The 18,601-nt window shown below is 59.6% G+C and carries 21 protein-coding genes and 1 pseudogene; 18 read left to right on the forward strand and 4 right to left on the reverse strand.

Annotated elements, in window-relative coordinates; translation table 11 throughout:
• The first annotated feature begins 115 nt into the window (after positions 1-115).
• Positions 116-1,138, forward strand: coding sequence for an IS1595 family transposase (locus G404_RS0115305; RefSeq protein WP_028641860.1), 1,023 nt, complete (start codon positions 116-118; stop codon positions 1,136-1,138).
• A 306-nt stretch (positions 1,139-1,444) separates the two neighbouring features.
• Here the strand turns inward: G404_RS0115305 and G404_RS20145 are convergent.
• Together G404_RS20145 and G404_RS21015 are read right to left on the reverse strand one after the other, a co-directional pair.
• A pseudogene (locus G404_RS20145) lies at positions 1,445-2,194 on the reverse strand (IS66 family transposase); the annotation flags it as partial.
• A gap of 21 nt (positions 2,195-2,215) precedes the next feature.
• Positions 2,216-2,455 carry a helix-turn-helix domain-containing protein gene (locus tag G404_RS21015; protein WP_084601372.1) on the reverse strand — a complete coding sequence of 80 codons (240 nt, stop codon included), beginning with the start codon at positions 2,453-2,455 and terminating at the stop codon, positions 2,216-2,218.
• Positions 2,456-2,771: 316 nt separating this feature from the next.
• On the opposite strand from G404_RS21015, the gene G404_RS0115330 reads away from it, so the two are divergent.
• From G404_RS0115330 to G404_RS19325, 15 genes are all read left to right on the forward strand, one after another.
• On the forward strand, positions 2,772-3,308 hold the full coding sequence (locus G404_RS0115330) for a hypothetical protein (protein ID WP_245584554.1): 537 nt from the start codon (positions 2,772-2,774) through the stop codon (positions 3,306-3,308).
• Complete coding sequence (locus tag G404_RS20155; protein WP_084601373.1) at positions 3,305-3,670, forward strand: hypothetical protein; 366 nt, start codon at positions 3,305-3,307, stop codon at positions 3,668-3,670. The genes G404_RS0115330 and G404_RS20155 overlap by 4 nt, the downstream gene beginning before the upstream one ends.
• Positions 3,667-5,832 carry a DNA topoisomerase gene (locus G404_RS0115340; RefSeq protein WP_084601374.1) on the forward strand — a complete coding sequence of 722 codons (2,166 nt, stop codon included), beginning with the start codon at positions 3,667-3,669 and terminating at the stop codon, positions 5,830-5,832. Before G404_RS20155 ends, G404_RS0115340 begins: the two co-directional genes overlap by 4 nt.
• The gene (locus G404_RS20680) at positions 5,829-6,980 is read left to right on the forward strand and encodes a tetratricopeptide repeat protein (protein ID WP_169719719.1); all 1,152 of its coding nucleotides are present in this window, start codon (positions 5,829-5,831) and stop codon (positions 6,978-6,980) included. Before G404_RS0115340 ends, G404_RS20680 begins: the two co-directional genes overlap by 4 nt.
• The gene (locus G404_RS21020; RefSeq protein WP_169719720.1) at positions 6,970-7,236 is read left to right on the forward strand and encodes a toxin co-regulated pilus biosynthesis Q family protein; all 267 of its coding nucleotides are present in this window, start codon (positions 6,970-6,972) and stop codon (positions 7,234-7,236) included. The genes G404_RS20680 and G404_RS21020 overlap by 11 nt, the downstream gene beginning before the upstream one ends.
• 95 nt (positions 7,237-7,331) lie before the next feature.
• Positions 7,332-8,903: a secretin N-terminal domain-containing protein gene (locus tag G404_RS0115350; RefSeq protein WP_028641867.1), complete on the forward strand. Its 1,572-nt coding sequence runs from the start codon at positions 7,332-7,334 to the stop codon at positions 8,901-8,903.
• Positions 8,900-10,051, forward strand: a complete 1,152-nt coding sequence (pilO2, locus tag G404_RS0115355; RefSeq protein WP_028641868.1) for a type 4b pilus protein PilO2 — start codon at positions 8,900-8,902, stop codon at positions 10,049-10,051. The genes G404_RS0115350 and pilO2 overlap by 4 nt, the downstream gene beginning before the upstream one ends.
• Positions 10,052-10,058: 7 nt before the next feature.
• Positions 10,059-10,589 carry a hypothetical protein gene (locus G404_RS0115360; RefSeq protein ID WP_028641869.1) on the forward strand — a complete coding sequence of 177 codons (531 nt, stop codon included), beginning with the start codon at positions 10,059-10,061 and terminating at the stop codon, positions 10,587-10,589.
• A gap of 19 nt (positions 10,590-10,608) precedes the next feature.
• Entirely contained in the window at positions 10,609-12,144 is a 1,536-nt protein-coding gene (locus tag G404_RS0115365; RefSeq protein WP_028641870.1) for a GspE/PulE family protein, read from the forward strand.
• Positions 12,141-13,286 carry a type II secretion system F family protein gene (locus tag G404_RS0115370; RefSeq protein WP_028641871.1) on the forward strand — a complete coding sequence of 382 codons (1,146 nt, stop codon included), beginning with the start codon at positions 12,141-12,143 and terminating at the stop codon, positions 13,284-13,286. Before G404_RS0115365 ends, G404_RS0115370 begins: the two co-directional genes overlap by 4 nt.
• A 2-nt stretch (positions 13,287-13,288) precedes the next feature.
• Positions 13,289-13,807 carry a type 4 pilus major pilin gene (locus G404_RS20170; protein ID WP_084601377.1) on the forward strand — a complete coding sequence of 173 codons (519 nt, stop codon included), beginning with the start codon at positions 13,289-13,291 and terminating at the stop codon, positions 13,805-13,807.
• Between the two features lies 1 nt (position 13,808).
• Positions 13,809-14,258: a hypothetical protein gene (locus tag G404_RS0115380; protein WP_028641873.1), complete on the forward strand. Its 450-nt coding sequence runs from the start codon at positions 13,809-13,811 to the stop codon at positions 14,256-14,258.
• A complete protein-coding gene (pilV, locus tag G404_RS0115385) occupies positions 14,255-14,857 on the forward strand; it encodes a shufflon system plasmid conjugative transfer pilus tip adhesin PilV (protein WP_028641874.1) in 603 nt (200 codons plus the stop codon). Before G404_RS0115380 ends, pilV (G404_RS0115385) begins: the two co-directional genes overlap by 4 nt.
• A 28-nt stretch (positions 14,858-14,885) precedes the next feature.
• Complete coding sequence (gene pilV / locus G404_RS0115390) at positions 14,886-16,157, forward strand: shufflon system plasmid conjugative transfer pilus tip adhesin PilV (RefSeq protein WP_028641875.1); 1,272 nt, start codon at positions 14,886-14,888, stop codon at positions 16,155-16,157.
• A gap of 4 nt (positions 16,158-16,161) precedes the next feature.
• Positions 16,162-16,788: a prepilin peptidase gene (locus G404_RS19325; RefSeq protein WP_036521682.1), complete on the forward strand. Its 627-nt coding sequence runs from the start codon at positions 16,162-16,164 to the stop codon at positions 16,786-16,788.
• Positions 16,789-16,791: 3 nt separating this feature from the next.
• Here the strand turns inward: G404_RS19325 and G404_RS0115400 are convergent, their stop codons facing one another.
• Positions 16,792-17,085, reverse strand: coding sequence for a BrnA antitoxin family protein (locus G404_RS0115400; RefSeq protein WP_051280807.1), 294 nt, complete (start codon positions 17,083-17,085; stop codon positions 16,792-16,794).
• The gene (locus G404_RS0115405; protein ID WP_028641878.1) at positions 17,075-17,335 is read right to left on the reverse strand and encodes a BrnT family toxin; all 261 of its coding nucleotides are present in this window, start codon (positions 17,333-17,335) and stop codon (positions 17,075-17,077) included. The genes G404_RS0115400 and G404_RS0115405 overlap by 11 nt, the downstream gene beginning before the upstream one ends.
• A gap of 98 nt (positions 17,336-17,433) precedes the next feature.
• Here G404_RS0115405 and G404_RS0115410 point away from each other — a divergent pair, with 98 nt between their 5' ends.
• Together G404_RS0115410 and G404_RS20770 are read left to right on the forward strand one after the other, a co-directional pair.
• Positions 17,434-17,748, forward strand: a complete 315-nt coding sequence (locus G404_RS0115410) for a hypothetical protein (RefSeq protein WP_028641879.1) — start codon at positions 17,434-17,436, stop codon at positions 17,746-17,748.
• Positions 17,748-18,584, forward strand: a complete 837-nt coding sequence (locus tag G404_RS20770; protein ID WP_084601379.1) for a M23 family metallopeptidase — start codon at positions 17,748-17,750, stop codon at positions 18,582-18,584. Before G404_RS0115410 ends, G404_RS20770 begins: the two co-directional genes overlap by 1 nt.
• The last annotated feature ends 17 nt before the right edge of the window (positions 18,585-18,601 follow it).

The raw sequence follows: 18,601 nt of genomic DNA on the forward strand, positions 1-18,601 counted from the left end.
CCGTGCCTATCCGCTTGACGCATACACCCACTACATCTAGTGGCTGCCTTGTGGCGCGCGCCTGACTTTTCCTGCGGCTTGGCGCCACCCAAAGCGGTTGTAAAGGGTGGGGATTGTGGACGTTCTTGACCGCGACAAGCTGCCGTTCCCGAAATCCCTCCCCGAGTTCCAGCGGCTTTTCCCGGATGATGGCGCTTGCGCGGCCTGGCTTGAAAAAGCTCGCTGGCCTGATGGATTTGCGTGCCCACGCTGTGGCGTCGTCGGCGATCCGTTTCGTTTCACCACTCGGCCTGTCATCCTGATGTGCCGCTCGTGTCGCCGTCAGACCGGCCTGATGGTCGGCACGGCCATGGAACGAAGCCACATCCCGCTCAGCGTGTGGTTCTGGGCCGCTTACCTGGTTGCGAGTCAGACGACCGGCATATCTGCCGTCCAGTTGCAGCGCCAGCTTGGCCTGACCCGGTACGAGACGGCCTTTGGCCTGCTCCATAAACTGCGCGCCGCGATGGTGCGCCCCGATCAGGATCGGATCGGCGGGCAGAGCGGTCAGCATGTCGAGGTCGATGAGACCTGGATCGGCGGGCGAACGCGCGGCGAAGGCCGGGGAACCCACCACAAAACGCTGGTGGTCGCCGCCGTCGAAGTTCGTCACCGGGAGCCTGGCACTGGCCAAGACCGCCGCCGGAACGGACGCTATGCCGGAAGGGTTCGATTGGCCATCGGTGCAGACCGCAGTGCCGGTGCCCTTGGTGGCTTTGTACAGAGCGCGGTCGAGCCGGGAACGCTGGTCATCACCGATGATTGGAGCGGCTATAGCGGGTTGCAGGGCGGCGGTTACGACCATCACGCCATCGCCCAGTGTGGCGACCCGGAGGTGTCCGAAGAGTTCCTGCCCATCGTCCATCTGGTGTTCTCAAACCTCAAAGCGTGGCTCAACGGCATCCACCACGGCGTCAGCGCCAAGCATCTGCAAGCCTACCTCAACGAATTCACTTTCCGCTTCAATCGCCGCTTCTACCCGTTCAACGCCTTCCGATCCCTCCTTGGGATCGCCAGTGATATCGAGGCGCCGACCTTTGCCGAACTCTACTCAGGCCAATGGACCCATCATACCATATCTAGTGGGTGTATGCCTTAAGCGGATAGGCACGATATTTTCCATCTGAATTTGTCCTCTCAGGCAGAGCTATGCCGGAAACATAGCAAGGACAAGAAAAGACGAAAACAGACTATAGTGTCAAGATGCAAAATTTCGCCATTCTGGATGTTTGTGAACTGTATGATGCCAGATCTGTGCAACTATATTGAATATAGTATATATTCGCATATAAACTGAGTACCCGGTCAGATCACCGCTGCCACGAGAAATCGAGGTATATTAGACGTTTGCGCTCCAGTGCGGCTTGCTATTAACTGACCACGCGGTTGGCGTGTCGGGAAATGATCAAGCGACGGCGAGGTTTTCATCAACGAGGTCGCCGAGGTCATCGAGGGCCGATTTTACCGACAGGCGTACAGTGCCGGTGACAGATCTATACCGAGCGTGGATCTGTGCGCCCCAGTCTGGGCGGAAGCCGTTTGTGACTTTGGTCGCTGGCACATCACGATTGGTGAAGAGCACGAAGAAACTCCCGCGCCAGACCCTGATTTGTTTGGGCAGAACCTTGCCCGCCGGGTGCGCCACCGGCAAACGCATCAGATCGGTCAGCTTGTTGTCGACCTTGGTCGCATAGCAGGCCAATGCCGTATCCTTGAGCTCAGATCGTCACTTGCCGACACGGATTGCCCATCGCAGATGATCGCGGATTTTGGGGCCGAAGACCGTGTCGCCACCGTCGATGGCGTATTGAACATCGCGCAACACATGGGCGAGGCAGACCTGGTGCTCTTTGCCCAGCTCCTGCTGGTCTGTATAGCGGTATGACACCCACACCTCGGGCTGATGACCGCTCAGGACGTCCTCGGCAACACTGCGTGCACGGCGCGGGGCGATCTTGTGCAAGACGGCCTTGTCCGAAAGGAATGCCCAGTGCCAATGGGTGACGCCGTTGGTGCGCGTGGTTGTCTCATCTGACGCAATAACCCGCGCCATCAATAGCGTGGCCGTAATCGCCTTAAAGGCCGTGGCCATATTGCCAACTACGTGAGCAGTTACGCTTGCTGATGGGTCTGAGCGTGAACTTATTGCAAATACACCCACCCCCGGCGATGTCTATTACTCGATAACAAAATATGCCAAAGATTCATCCAAAGCTCTAGAAATCCTTATCATGACATCAAGTGATGGGTTAACTTGACCCGTCTCTAACGCAGAAATATGGGACGTGGCCATCCCTGTCAATTGAGATAACCGCGATTGACTTAATCCCAAAAAATTTCTCTTATACTTCATTCGTGATGCAAATAGCTTTCTATGCTTGGGAAGGAGGTCCATGGAATCTATCTTTGTCGGCATGCGATGCGCCTCACATTTGTATTCTAATGCAGGAGGGCGGCAATACCCACTCGTTCGCTATCGTTCAACTAGCGACAGCCCAATCCGAGCAACTTTGCCCAAACAAACGCGTTGCGCTGGTGGCGCAGGAGTGTAAAAAGGTGGAATGTGTAGCATTTGGCAAACGCGGCATCCCATTGAAAGCCCCTCCCACGATGTACCCCGCCACGCGATACGCTCAAGACACTGGTTTCCTGTTGTAATGGCACGCGGAATTGTCTTCCTTGGAGCCACATGTTTGGCGCTGTGGGTGTGGGCGTACGGCTACTTTTCCGGCATGTCCAAGGTGCTGCCCGCGCGGCAACTCGCAATGTCGCTCACCACCAGCCAGGAGACTAGCAAGGAGGAGGCTGCCGGTGGGGTGAACGACGCCCTCCCCCCCAAAAATGTCACCGGCGCCCTCAACGCGGCAGTGACGCAAGGAACCATAAAAGATACGATCTGCATACCCGGATACGCTCGCTCGGTGCGGCCAGCCCTGACGGTCACAGAGCCGATCAAGCGCAAGCTCATGCTCGCAGAGCACCACTTCCAGTCGGCCCGCCTGTACGAGCTCGATCATCTCGTTCCGCTGTCGATCGGGGGGGCTCCTGACGACCTGCGCAATTTGTGGCTTGAGCCATGGAATGGGCCGAACAACGCCCATGACAAGGACGCCCTCGAATACGTGCTGTGGCGGCTCGTTTGCGACGGCGAAGTTCCGCTTGCCACCGCCCAGACCTCCATCGCGACCAACTGGATCGCGGCGTACAAACTCTACGCGACACCGGAGAACCTTGCGCGGTTTCATTTCAACCACGGAGGCGGCCAATGAGCCACGCCCGCCGCGCACGTGAAATCATCGCGGAAATAGCCAAAGACATGCCGGCCAATGCGACGCTGCGTGATCGCGAGAGCTTATTGCGCGAGCGCTATCCTTTCGGCGAGCGAAAGGGATGGCGTTATCGCGTTTGGCTTAAAGCTCAGCGGGCATATCTAGCGCCTTTCATCGGTCTCAATGACGCCCAACACCGCCGACTGATCGCCCGCGAAGTGAAAATCGGGCAGCCGTTTCTGTTTGCCGATGCCGTCAACAAATCAACGCTCAAAACTGCATTGGTTGACAGCAGACTGGTCGCTGGAAGCTCGATCGTCGCGACGGCCTACGTTGAAACAACAAACGGACGAGCGCGATGACCGCCGCGTTGGCCCTCATCATCGCAGATCGGCCAGATCGTGGCCGCGCCATCGCCGATGCGCTCGGCAATGCGCAGCACCGCGAAGGCTTTATCGATTGCGCTGAAATGCGGATCACCTGGTGCCTTGGCCACATGCTCGAACTCGCATTGCCCCCAATGCGAGAATGGTCCTGGGAAAAATTGCCCCACAGCTTCCTGCCCTCGCACAACCGACCTATCGATAAGCGGCGCACACACCTTGACCGCATGGTCGACATGATCCGATCGGCGACCTGCATGATCCATGCGGGCGACCCGGACGATGAAGGTCAGCTGATTGTCGATGAGGTGATCGAATGGGCACACGCCGACTTGCCCGTCAACCGACTCATCTTCCATGTTGCTGATCCTGCGAGCATTCGATCAGCCCTCCAGGTGCTACGTCCCAACACCGATTACGCAAACCTGTCCACCGCAGCCAAGGCGCGTCAGCTCGCAGATGCCATTCATGGAATTAATCTGACGCGAGCCTACACACTAGCGGCGAACGAGAAGGGTTTCGCGGACGTTCTCACCGTCGGGCGCGTCCAGAATGCGATCCTGGGCATCGTTGTGCGCCGCGAGCGGGCGTATGCCGCCACTCGCAAATCATCCGGTGCAAGTGCAGGGCTCGCGATCCGCTTTGATGATGTAGTGATCGGCGTCAACTCAAGTGATCAGCCGCACCCGGCCAATTTCGACACACAGGGGTTGAACGGCACGGCTGCCAAAGTGATTGCTCGAAGGGCTGAAAAGGTCAGCACCCCGCCGCCGCTCCCGCACAGCCTCCTATCGCTGCAGGTCGAAGCCGCACGTCAATATGGGCTTTCTCCCGATCAGGTGAGCCAGATCGCGCGCAAACTTCACGACGCCTATCAGCTGATAACCTTCCCTCGGTCTGACTGCCGTTACCTTCCCGACACCGAGCACGGCCGTGCCCGCAGACTCCTGCGCGCAGTGTCTCGCAATCTGCCAGATCTGACAACCCTGGTAGACGTCGCTGACATGAACCTCGTTAGCGCAGCGTTCAATTCCGCTAATGTCGGCACGCACCATGCCATTATTCCGACCGCTGCCACACCGGCCATGTTGCTGCTGAGCAAAGCGGAACGCGCAATCTATACACTCGTATCCCAGAACTATCTCGCCCAGTTCCTCACACCTTGGGAAGTACAGCGCATCGTCGTGAACATTGCCGTGGCAGGGCAATCCTTCAGAGCGCAAGCAGATTTGACAACAGTCTCTGGATGGACCGCGATCAGATCCCTGCAAAGCCAGGACACCGAGCAATTTGCTACTCGGTCGAATGCCGCACAAGCCGGCGCGATCGCGGGCTTGCGGATCCACCAGGACGGTATTTGCGAGCAAAGGTCTGAATATTCCAGCCAAGCGCCAGACACCCGCCACACGATTGCCACCTTACTGGACGCGCTCGGCCGCATTGAACAAGACGTACAAGACGCGGATCTGCGCAGGACGGTTGCGAGCAGCCTCGCCGCTGGCGCACCCGGCATCGTCGGGACAGCAGCAACCCGCGACACAATCATCAAGGAGTTGTTCGAACAAGACTACCTCTCCCTGGATGGCGACAGGGTGGTCGCAACGCACAAGGGTTATATCCTGCACGATGCCTTGCCCGCCGCCATGACCTACCCGGACATGGCGGCGCACTGGCATCTACAGCTGCGCAAAATAGAACAGGGCACGCTTGACGCCGACGTCTTTCTCCAAAGCGTCGAGAACAACACAGCCGCCGCAATAGACGATATCAGGCGCCGCGGCATTCCTGTGGACATGGAAGCGCCAGCTTGTCCATTGTGCGCCGAAAAGCTTATCCGCAAACGTACCAAAGAGCCGCCCCAACGGCACTTTTGGCGCTGCGCAAGTCAGACTTGCTCGTTCACGGCGAACGACAACGACGGAAAGCCGGTCATTCGCAAGGCGATGGCGCCACCGCCGATCAGCGACACATTTTCATGCCGCGTGTGCGGAAGCGGCCTGCGCCGCAGGAAATCGGTGAAGGCTGCGGATTCCTTTTTCTGGGCCTGCTCTGCCTTCCCTTCATGCCGTCAGACCTATCGTGATGTCTCTGGCAGGCCCCTCTACCCGGCCACCAGCGTTACCAAGGAAAATCATCCGTGATCTCCCGAAGCGCATCCTGCTTTATTTCGGCCGCCGCCTTGCTCGCAGCGACCACCGCGCATGCTCAAAGTGATGGCGAGAATGGCACTGATCTGGCGCGGCTCGAAGAAGCACGTCAGGATTGGAATAACCACCAGGACGATGCTGCCGTCCATATCTGGCAAACGCTCGCACTCAGAAACAACGCCAAGGCCTGGTACAATCTGGGGCAAGCATACCGCCTCGGCCGCGGCACCACCACCAATCAAGATGCCGCGCTCGCTGCCTATCGGCTTGCCGTGCGATTTGGCTATGCCAAGGCGCGCGAACAGCTCGGCCTGACCTTGTGCAAGTTGCCGGCCCATAAAGATGAGGGCCTGCGGATGCTCATCGAAGTCGCAGACAAGGAAGGCGGAGCGCGCGCGGCCTATGTCGTCGGGCTCGCAGAAATGAAAGGCGACGGGCTACAGCAGAACAATATCCGCGCGATCGCACACCTCACGTCGGCAGCAACTTCGGGTGTTGATGAAGCTTGGGCTCCATTGACAATCCTGCGAGCGACTGAGCTCGAGAAGCAAGCATCAGAAATGCAATTTGCGCCTAAGCACGATCTGGGAAATCTCCCACATACTGTGCCCCAAAAACTGGCGCCTATGCGCGCGATCGAAATTCAACCCGGGGCCGATAATACCTCCGTTAATTTCAACAAACGCAATACGAACTCAACATCAACAATCACATTCACAGGTACTTACCCGATGACACTCGGCCAAATCGCGGCCGAATTGGAACGCACATCCGGATCACGGGTCATTTTCGCGCTCAGCGAGGCGGACGATTTCAAGAGAAATGACACCACGCACAGATTGCGCGTGAGTTGGACAGGCCCTGCGGATGCTTTTGCGAACAACATCGCGCGGTTGTTCAATTTGGTCGCTCAGATCGAGCCAGGACAAATCACGTTCACATCGGCGGCCCAAAATTCACCACGCATTTTCCCATCACCAAACTTTGGAAACGAGCAGGACCATGCACTTTCTCCTACTGGCAGCAGCAGCGATCGCGCCAACGACAGCATTGGAAACGCAAACAACCAACACACAAGTTCGCTCAACAGCCACCGCCGGCACCGTCGCCACAGGCGACACCACCGCCGGTATGGTGGTTGAGGAGGAGTGGGCGGCGCGCGCCAACGAGCCGCTGAGCAGCACTCTGACGGCCTGGGCACAGAGAGCCGGTTGGGAAGTCGTCTGGGAAAGCGATGCCGATTTTCGCTTATCGGCCGGCGCCACGATTACCGGCGATTTTCCGTCTGCCGCAGATCGCCTGTTATCGGCGTTTGCACGCACAACCCCGCATTTGAAAGCCAAATTCTACAATAGCAACAGAGTTTTACGCGTTTGGGATGAGAGGAACGAGCCTTGATTTATCGTAGCCGTATCCGATCGGCATCGCTGTTGCTGGTATCAAGTGCTGTAATGGCACTCTGTGGCTGCGCAGCTGAGCGACACGCCGGCAGTATGATCAAACGTGCCAGCGACAAGGCGCTTGCCGCGCTCGAAACGCCCCCGAAGTTGGAACCCGTTCGGGGAAACCCCGATATCAGCCACGTTGACGAACTCTACTTCGGTCAAAACGTGTTTCGGCGCCGGCACGGCGATGAATTTCCTGCCAGGCTCGATAATCTTGTTATTCGCAGCAAAGGCGAAGTTGATCTGCGCGGATTTGCTGCGCTGATCAGCCAGGCAACCCAGATCCCGATAAATCTTGGGGTAAAGCCGGTTGTGCAACAACAGCAACAACAACAGGCAGCCCCGACGGCGCTGGGACCAACAGGCGCAACGCCTGCGATAATCGACACAGAACCGCACAACAGCAACCCCGCCAACAGGCCGGTCGGCCCGACCTTTCAGGTGGTTTGGCAAGGTCCGCTCGCCGGTCTGCTCGATATGGCCGCAGCTCGGTTCGGGGTGGCCTGGGACTATCGTGCCGGCGTCATCATGATGTCGGATATGCAAACGCGCACGTTTGTCATCAACAAGGCACCTACCACCGACAATTTCTCCAACGAGCTTTCTACCACCACAGGTGGATCCGGTGGTGGCAGCGGTGGAGGCGGGGGCAGCTCGTCGGGATCGAGCTCCGGCCAGACCATCACGCCAACCTCAAACCAGGCGAGTTCGCAGAAAGCCTCGGTGGACGTGTGGAATGGTCTCAAAAGCGAAGTCGACGTGATTGTCGGCGATCGTGGCAGGTTTTCAGTCAATCCCGCAACCGGCACAATCACGGTCAGCGCATCGCCTGCGATCCTCGACCAGGTGGCCACCTATGTGCGCGAGCAAAACGAGCTGATCACTCGCCAGGTCTTCGTGCGCATCAAGGTCTATAGCGTCGATTTGCAGGAAGGCGACAACCTCGCACTCAATTTCAATGCCAAATTTGCCAGTGCCGCAAGTGGTCTGGGACTCGCTTTGCAAAGCCCTGGAACCGCGCCGCTGACGCCGGTGGGATCGCTGACCGCCTCGGTGCTCAGCACGACCAGCAAGCTTGCTGGATCCGACGTTATCGGCAAGGCGATTTCATCGGTGACAAACACGTCACTGATAACCGACATGACCGTTACGTCATTGAACAATCAGCCAATAACCAAACAGGATACGACGACCCAAAGCTATCTTTCGAGTGTGGCCACGACGGTTAACCAGACAACCGCCACGACGGCACTGACGCCCTCCTCGATCAGCACAGGTTTTTCGATGACGCTGCTGCCGCGCGTGCTGAGCGGCAACCGAGTCCAGATGAGCTACTCGATTTCGATCAGCAGCCTGGTCGTTATGAACACCGCGACTTCGGGCGGAAATACCATCCAGTTGCCAACAGTTGCCGGCACCGCCGGGCTCCAGAGTTCGATGCTCAAGTCCGGTCAGGTGCTGATGCTGATGGGCTACATCGCCGAGAGCGCAGCGGACGCGAAGCAGGGCACAGGTATTCCGGCCAACTTGCTGCTGGGCGGCACGCGCAATGCCTCGACCGAGAAAAAGCGGATCATCATCACGATGGAGCCGATCATCGTCAGCGAGCCCGCCACATGAGCGAAGTGCTCTCTTATCTTGGCGCCGAAAAGGCAATCGTTGCGGGTCTCAAATGGGATACCGCCAGCAAGGTTCTGAGCAAGAGCGACGCGCGCCAAAGCGCGCGCAAGGCGAAGGCAAAAGCCTTGTTGCTGCGTGTGCGCGGGACAAACCTGGGGCTTGTCGAAACGGGCACTGCGGTGGGTGACGACGTTCGGCTGATCTCGTTTGCTGCGGCCGTCAGCGATGTAATTTCTGAACCCACCTGGTGCGGTGTGTTTGACGTCGACAGCCAGGCGGTCTTCATCGCCGTGATCGAAGAATGCATCAGCGCTGACTCCGACCAGGTGATGGATGTCGCAAGCGCGCGGTCACGCTTTGACGAGGAAGCGCCGACTTTCAACAAGACGTTTGCGCCGGCACATTGGGGGATCGCTGGCGCAAGCGACAGTGGCACCGTGCTTGCGCAGATTGACTGGAACACCGCTCCTGCCTGTGACCGGGTGGTCGCAGGTCAGACCATATCTCCAGTCGTCCTCGCCTGTGGCTTCGCGCTTGTCGCCTTTGGGGGGTTTTGGGTGTGGCAGCATCGGCAGGCGGCCGCCAGCGACGCGGCAACGCAGATCGCAACCGCAGCGCGGCAAGCGACCGTCCAGCTCTTGCCCGCGCCACAGACCGACTGGAAGCGACAGCCAGACCCGCAAGCCGCGGCGGCGCTGTGCATGGATATGCGAGCCCGTCTTGCTGAAACCGCTCATCAGGGCTGGGACATCGACACGATCGCATGCGACCTGACCGCCAAGACAATCACCGCCTCGTTGTCGCCCTATACCGACCTTGCTGTTCAGCCGCAGGTCGGCGGCTTTACCACGCAGCTGGGGGCCGATGGTAAAAATGTATTGCTCAATGGACCACTCACTGTGCCGGCGACAAAACGCGAGGCAGAACGTCCATCGACCCAGGCGCTGTTTGCGGCGCGCAATTTCCTGATCGGTCTGACCCCCCCGGCGCAATGGAAAGATGTGGGTCATAAAGTGGCGTTCACGGTGACAACGGGGCTCTCACCCGATGTCCTGGCCGCAGGGCTTGCCCGCTATCCGACCTCAACCATCACCCGCATCGATCTGGAAAAGGAGGATTGGCGTGTTTCAGGCTTCATTTATTATTGACCGGCTTATGCCCGTCGGCGTTCTCGTGCTCGCAGCACTCGTGGGTTCGCCCGCAAGCGCCGCACCGCCTGTCGTCACCGCCAGCATCCCGCAAGCACCGACGGCGCAAAGCTATAGCGCAGCCGAACGACTAGCGCGGATCGATGCGCTGCACGCAGAGCTTCAGGAAGCGAAGCTGCGTGCCGAAATCGCCAAGGCCAAGGCCGAGGCATCTGGCACACCAACGATACCTGGCACCAATGCAGGCCTGACACCGCCCTTGCCACCGACCGGTGCTGTGCTGCCGCCCTTGCCCGCCGACGGCTTTGTCGGAGTGTCACGCCACGCACACCGTCGTCCAGTTTCGCACTGGCCCGGCCTGGCGGTTACCGAAGTCACTGGCACAACGGATGCCCCGCGCGCGATCGTCCAGACCGCCGCCGGCGGCGCGCGCCTGGTGCAAATCGGGTCTGTGATCGAGGGTGTGAAAGTCGTGGCCATCCGGGCCGATGGCCTGACCGTCGCTGACGCCGGCGGCAAAACGCACACATACAACTGAAATCAGGGCACCCACCACAATGTCGACTTCGGCAGCCAGTTACATCGATATCGCGGACGGAGATTGGCCGGAGGGAAAGACCTGCGCCGAACTGGTAGCGCTGTTTGACGATGGCCGCGCGTTGATTGCAAAAAACCAGGCACTCAATCCAAAGGTCCGCGAATTGCTCGCTTTCGCTGAAAGGCGACTGTCGCACAAAATCAAGCGTGAGTACGTCGATCACGATGCGATCGTAGAGGCGCGCAAGCTCGGGATCGCCGGCCGGCGGTCAACCGACGATTCCAAGATGGAAAGCGCCATCCAGGATCTGATCGGCGAGGCGCAGGCCCTGCGCGCCAGCGACATCCATATCAAAGTGGGTGAGAACATTACGCATGTGCAAATGCGCATCGACGGCTTCCTGACAAAGCCGACGACATGGACAGCCGATTACGGCCAGCGCTTCCTCGCAGCCTCGTACAGCATGGCTGACATTGCCAACAAGGCCTACTCGCCATCTCTGTATCTGGCGGCGCGGCTCGCTCCCAAGGCGGGACGCGACACCTGGGCGTTCAAGGACGGGCTCGAAGCGGTCCGCTGTCAATACAACCCGGTGGCGTTTGGCATCACCGCCGCATTCTTCCGGCTGCTCGGCACGATCGACACGACCGTAACGCTGGAAAGCCTCGGCTACGAACCTGAACAGATCGCTGTGTTCGATGAATTTGCCGACCGCCAGAACGGTCTTTGCGTCGTTTCAGGTATCACCGGATCGGGCAAATCGACGGCGCTCGGAACGCTGATTACCCGACAGATGCGCCAGGAACAGGAAGACGGCAGGCGCCGCAGTTATTTCGCGGTCGAAGATCCGCCGGAACGCCGGTTGAACGGCGTGACCCAGCTGGTGGTGCCCAATACCGAAACCGAAGAACAGCGCGAAACTGCATTTGCCGAAGCACTCAACGCGGCGCTCCGCGACGATCCCGATGTCATTATGATCGGTGAAATTCGCGACAGGATCACCGCCAAGCTGACGATCCGAGCGGCAATAACCGGCCATCAGGTCTGGACCACTCTGCATTGCATATCGGCCCATGAAGTCCCCTTGCGATTGGTCGATGAAGGCGTTGATAGCGCCTCGATCTTCCGATCGGACATCCTGCAAGTCGCGGTGGCGCAAGTGCTTGTCCCGATGCTTTGCGCAAGCTGCAAGGTACGTCTTGTCGATGCACCCGCAGATGTCGGTCTGTCACACCAGCAGCGCACACACCTTGCTCACCTTGGCGATGAGGTGTGCATCGAAGGCGCGGGCTGCGCGCGGTGCCGGCACACCGGCATCAAGGGACGAACGGTGGCGGCCGAGGTCATCCGCACCGATCCTGCCTATCTGCGCTTTCTGGAACAACACGGTGCGGTCGATGCCAAGGAATTCGCGCGGAACCGCGGCGAGCCATCCATCGCCGATATCGTTGTGCGCAAAGTCATGCGGGGGCAGATCTCGGCACGGGTGATTTCGAAATTCATGTCGCTGTCCGATCTCGCGAGACACCAGCCCAGCTTGCGAGTGGTGTCATGAAGCTGGACGATCTGATCACCAGAGCGCGCGCGCGCGTCGAAAAAATCATCGGCGGGATGAAAAGCGACCGGTCAGATGAAGGCTTCAAGATAAAAGCTGCAAAGCTGTATCTGCGTTTCTCGTCCGACGAACGCTATCGCTTTTACCGGACATATGGCCGCCTGCTGGACGCGGACGTAGCCTCGCGCGACGCGCTGGAATTCATCTACATCATCGTCTCTCAAGACGGGGAAAAGCCGGGCAACATGATGGCCATCGCCGTTGCGCAATGGCTGCGCGGCTTGCGTGAGCACGGCAGGCTCTCGCTGGCCGTCACCGGGTGGGTACCCCGGCAGGAAGTGTTGCTGATCGAAGCCGGCGAAAAGTCCGGAAAATTCGGCAAGGCGATGGGAATCATGCTCGAACTCAACGAAAAGATGGGAGAAGTGCGGGGCAAATTGGCGAGCAAGCTGCCTTACCCGATTTTCTCTGCGCTGGTCCTGGCCGGCATCATCTATTTCATGTCGACAGAATTTCTGCCGATGATCCTGACCAGCAAGCCGGCCGATCAATGGACGGGCAGTGCCGGCTCGACCGTCCATTTTCTGCAATGGGCGCAAAGTGGGCTCGGACCAACGTTGCTCTCCATAGTCGCCGCATTGATTGGTATCATCGCCACGCTCCCCTATTTCACCGGGTCCGCCCGCACCTGGTGCGACCGCCTGCCGCCGTGGTCGATCCACAGATTTCTGACCGGCACCGCGTTTATGACGGCCGTGCTCGTCTACATGGAAAGCGGTCGCAACTTGCGCGAGGCACTCGAGCTGTCGCGCGAGAACACCAGCCCCTATCTGGTGGGCAAGATCAACCGATCGCTGCGCATGGTTCGCGAAGGCATCGGTTTCGGAAAAGCGCTCCAGGCATCGGGGGAGAATTTCCCCGAGCGCGAGTTGATACAAGAAATCCAGTTGTTCGAAAAACTCGGACGACTTGAGGAAGGGCTCGGCCTGATCGTCAGGTCGTGGATCACCGATGCAACCGAGCGGATGCAAACACAGGTGGGCATCGTTTCCCAAGCTATCATGATGGTTAACTTCACGGTGCTCGGTTTTGTTTTCAATGGATATTACGACATCATGAACCAACTCTCACAAGGACACTGATCATGAAAAGAGTACAATACGACTACACGGACTCCCGTCAGTCGGGGCTGGGCATTATTGAAATCGCTCTGGTCCTCGCCGTCGCCATCGTTGCGGTTTACGGCGTCTATAGTCTCTATCAGAACACGCTGTCGGGCACCAAAGTCCAGAACGAGCAGCAAAATGCGCTCGGACTCGCAAGCGCCGTCAAGCAAATGTACGGTGCCAGCAACGACTATGGCACCGCCGATATCACGGCCACGCTGGTCAGCACCAAAGCCGCGCCTGCGGCGATGATAGTGGGCACCGCACTCCATAATGCCTGGGGTGGAACTGTCACCGTGACAGGGGCAAGCGGCAGCTTCACGATCTCCGAAGGCGGTGTGCCACAAAAGGAATGCATCCAGCTCAGCCAGCTGCAGATCAATCCGACCGCGATCAGCGTGAACGGTGCCGCCCAGACCATACCCTACACCGAAACGGCAGCGGCCGCAGCGTGCAACAGCACGACCGCCAACACCATCGTGTGGACAACCAACTGACATGCAACTGATCATGCTCGCGCTGATGATGGCGGCACTGCTGGCCGCCCTCCCCCTGGCGAGTAACCGGGTCACGCCGGCAGCCGTCGTCGCATACGACGAGCTGTCGGCGTCCTACAGTGCACAATACCAGATCTTTGCCACAGCGGCTTGGGCGACCAACGCCACCACGCCCGGCACCATCGACCGCGCGTCCATGACGTTACCGGCCTCGTATACCGACATCAATGCCGCCTATCCCAATCAGGCTTATAGTGACGGCACCTATATCTGGATATTCAGCGGCAACCCGGCATCGGCAAGCCAGCGGATTGATGTGTTTGCCGACAATCCGCAAGTTGCAGTCGGAATCGCCGGCAACGGCACGATCACCTGGCGGGACGGTACGTCTGCGGCGCTTCCCTCACTCATTCCGGCAAATTGCCTTGTCATCCGGGCCCCCGTCGCATGACCCGGCCCCTGCCCCCTTCGATCGAACAGTCCCGCCAGGCCGGATTCACCGTTATTGAGGCCATGCTCAGCCTGGTGCTGCTGGTCATTGCGACGATCGGCATCGTCTACATGCTCAACACCACCGCTGCCTCCCAAAAGCTGAGCGGTGTGGCCAACCAGATCCAGCAGCTGCGAGCAGCAACCGACCAGTACGTCGCCAAGAATTTCACGACCTTGCAAACCAGCGCTGCCTCTGGCCCGATCAGCATACCGGTCTCGACGCTGATCAGCGCAGGATACCTGCAAAACAGCTTTCCCGCGACCAACGCCTATGGGCAGACGTTCCGGATCTATCTGGACGCACCATCCGCGAACGGGCTTGAAACGCTGGTGACAACCACCGGCGGGACACCGCTCAGCGCCACACAAGGTGGCAGCGTCGCGATCATGCTCAAGAGCCAGGGCGGCTATGTCCCGGTGGGTTCGAACACAGCCAACGGCACCCATGGCGCCTGGCAGGTCAACCTGAGCGCGATCGTGCCGGCAAGTTCACCCAATCCATCCGGTGATCCGGCCGATTACGAATTTCACTACGCGCCTTCGGCGCAGCAATTCTGATCTTTGGGAACCTGAAAGAGAGCACGCCATGAAATCTCGCATCGTCCCGACGCCCCATCCCACACCGGTGCAAGAGGCCATCGCGCAATCGCGTCAGGCGGGATTGACGGTCACGGAAGGTGCCTTTGCCGCGCTGATCCTCGCGATGGCAGCGGGCGCTATCGCCAAGCTGGTCTATCGCAACGAAAACGACATGCGGCTTGCAGTTGTCGCCGATGAATTGAAGACGCTGCGCAATGCAACCGATCACTACGTAAAAGCAAACTTTGCGGCCGTGGAAAGTGCGGCCGCGGCCGGGCCGGTCAATATTCCCCTCTCGACCCTCAAGTCCGCCGGTATGCTGACATCGAGTTTTCCGGCCAAGGACAATTATGGCCAGTCGTTCGTCATCTATGCGCATGACGCCTCCAGCACAGTCGTCGACACGCTTATCACCACGACAGGCGGAACACCGCTGAACGCGGTCGACGGCGGCAGCGTCGCGTTGCAGATTGGCTGGAGCGGTGGCTATGTGCCGGTGGGCTCGGCCACCGCCAACGGCACACATGGGACCTGGAAGGCTCAGCTTGCGGATTACATACCCGGCGGCAATGCGCTGCCATCGGGCAGTCCGGTTGATTATTCGATCTACTACACACAGACGCCTGCCCCAACCCCGCCGCCTGCCCCAACCCCGCCGCCTGCACCGGCGGCAGTGCCAACACCCACCCCGGTTCCGGCCCCGGCTCCTGCGCCCGCGCCCGTGCCGGTCCCTGCGCCAGCACCAGTACCTGCGCCGCCGCCCGCACCAACCCCGGCGCCCGCACCAACCCCGGCGCCCGCTCCGTCACCGGCACCACCACCTGGCGGCTTCACCTATCAGAATTCGCCCACTTTCAGTGCCAATCTGACGATCGGACAAAGCAGCCTGTGCATAGCGTGCGGTGTGTTTGGGGGCGGAGGCGGTTTTAACCAATACAGCTACGGATATTGGGCTCCGACTTACGCAACATATGGCGGTTCGACATTTCTGGTCTCGGCAGGCGTCGGCAGCCTCAGCACCACCACCTTCAACGGCTACACGATTACCGGCATTAATTCATCGTCCGTCGGCGCTGATGTCTATCTCACCATGACCGGATCATCCGGTCCGCCACCCAACAGCGGGTGGACCAGCATCACCATTCCCGGATCGGGAACGCTCCAGCGTGCCTCGGCATGTTACAGCACGTCGGGTAACACGGCCACTTGGGATTGGGGGCTGACCTGTTCCTGGTCCTCTGTGTCACATCCGCAATCCGGCTCCGTGACAATTCAGTAATCTTGTGACCGAACCGAGCTTCACCTTTGGCGTCTTGGCATTGGCCGGCAGTCCCTTTGCGGCACTGGGTGGCCTGTGGAGCGCACGCGCGACAGAGCGCAGGCTCTCGTCACTCCCGATTGTGCCGCACCCCAAGACGGTGATGCTGGGGGCAATGCTTGGAGCCATCCTCACCATTTGCGCACCGACGAGCGGAATAGCGCTTGCGGTCCTCTGCATCGCGCTCGGGGCGGTGGCGACCTGCGATGCCGATACCTGCATCATTCCAGACACACTGGTGATTACGATCGCCGGCATCGGCATCGTCTTTCATCCATTCGCGCCCGGCTTCTCCTCAGCCTATCTGGCGCTGTCGGGCGTCGTCCTGTTTGCAAGCTCTGAAGTTTTCGCGAGGCATATGCGCAAATGGCGCGGTCGCACCGCGTTCGGCGGAGGCGACGTAAAGCTCATCGCGGCGATCGGCGCCAACGTCGGTTGGATAAGGTTGGACGTCGTCCTGTTCGCGGGCTGCGTCAGCGCAATAGCCTGGCATGGATTAGACCTGCGCAAGCGTTTCCCGCTTGGCCCGCATCTGGTGGCGGGGCTGGCCTTTACGGCATGGATCGCACCGAGGATCAGCATCGGTGTCTGAGCGCTACAATTCCAGACTCTTGCGGAGCATATCATCCAGTCTGGTCTGCCAGCCTTTGCCGCTGGCACGCAACGTCGACAGCACGTCGGCCGACAAGCGCAGCGTTACAGACTGCTTCGCGTTTGGCTTGCGCCAACCTACAGGGCGGCCGGCCGGGCGGACCAGCAGTGCCAGAACTTCGGGGGAATGGAATTCGCTCGCAGGGCGCGCGCGGGCAAAATCCTCGTCGGTCCACTCCGGATTGTCATCCCAATCGGGGGCGTTGAAATCCGCAACGATCGGCTTGTCATTTTCCATAACGCCGCATCTCCTTTGCTCGTGCCCGACGAAAACTGATCAGACGAATTCGGCTTTCCCGAACCGTGTAGACCAGGCAGTGGCCCACGCCGCCTATAAACCCGTAGGCGCGATAGCGGGCTTCCCCATAAGAGCGCCGGTTATCGAGAACTTCGGTCGGAAGATCATCAAAGCCGGTGAAATCCTCCAGCGACAAACCATGCTTCCCGAAATTTGTCGCATCCTTCTCCGGGTCGAACTCAATTTCCATAGGTTATTTGTACCTGCATTTAAACGCTGGAGCAAGCGGTGCGCCAGGCCGTTCATCTCACGCCGCCCGGGCCACACATTGAAAACAGGGAGCCAGCAATGCAACCAAATCTGAGCGCGTCCGCTGACGTTTTGTCGGCAGAACGGCAACTGGCGGGTCTGCATATCCGCGCCGACACTGTGACATCTGCGATCGTCGCCAGGGCAATCGCTGCTCTCCCGCCTGCCCCGCCCCTGCTCGACCCTGACGGGATGCCGCGCCTCTCGTTCGACCAGGCCGCCGAGCTAGGTGGACGGATGGCCCGTCAGTTCGCACTCCTGGCTGGCGATAGCATTCCACCCGCCGATGATATGGCGTGGGCAGATCTTGTGCAATTCATGCTGCGCGAAGCGCGCGCAATGGCCGCCGGGTGATGGCGGCCGATCTGCCACCGATCTGGCAAGAGCGGATCGTCTGCTCGATCGCAGCCGGAGAGCGCTTTGGCGTGCCGGCCGCTGTGATGCTGGCAGTGGCGACGCAAGAGGGCGGGCAGCCGGGTCTTGTGCGCAGCAATGCCAACGGAACCTACGATCTGGGATCGATGCAATTGAACACGGCCTGGCTCGCCAGCCTCGCACGCTATGGCGTACCTGCAAGAGCGGCGCTTGCAACGGGGTGCTACAGCTACCAGCTGGCTGCGTGGCGTATCAGGAACCATATCCTGCGCGATCATGGAGACTACTGGACCAGGGTCGCCAATTACCATTCGCACACCCCGGCATTTAACGCACCTTATCGCGCACAGATCATGGTAGCAGCACAGCGCTGGAACGCCTGGCTGGCGCAATATCGGATAAGGCCAGCAAACTTCGCTCAGTCCCGACCGGCGCCTTCGCCGGCGCCAGCAGCGTACCGGATGACGAGCGGATTTGGCCTTCGCGTGCATCCGATCACGCACGCCATCAGCGGTCATGCGGGTCTCGATATTGCGGCAGCCTATGGCACCCCCGTCAATTCCTCAGCCGATGGTGTGGTCACACACGCTGGTGCATCCGGTGGCTACGGGCTCATGGTCGAAGTCGCCAGCGCAAATGGCATTGCGACCCGCTACGCCCATCTGTCGCGGATCTCGGTCTTACCCGGAACGCAGGTCACGCGCGGAACCACGATCGGCAACGTCGGATCGACCGGATTCTCCACCGGACCCCATCTCCACTACGAAGTCCGGTTCAGGGGTGTTCCGATCAACCCGTTGGGTCTTGCTCATTAGCTTGAAAAGGGGGTCAA

This window comes from Novosphingobium acidiphilum DSM 19966 (genome assembly GCF_000429005.1).
GTDB lineage: Bacteria > Pseudomonadota > Alphaproteobacteria > Sphingomonadales > Sphingomonadaceae > Novosphingobium > Novosphingobium acidiphilum.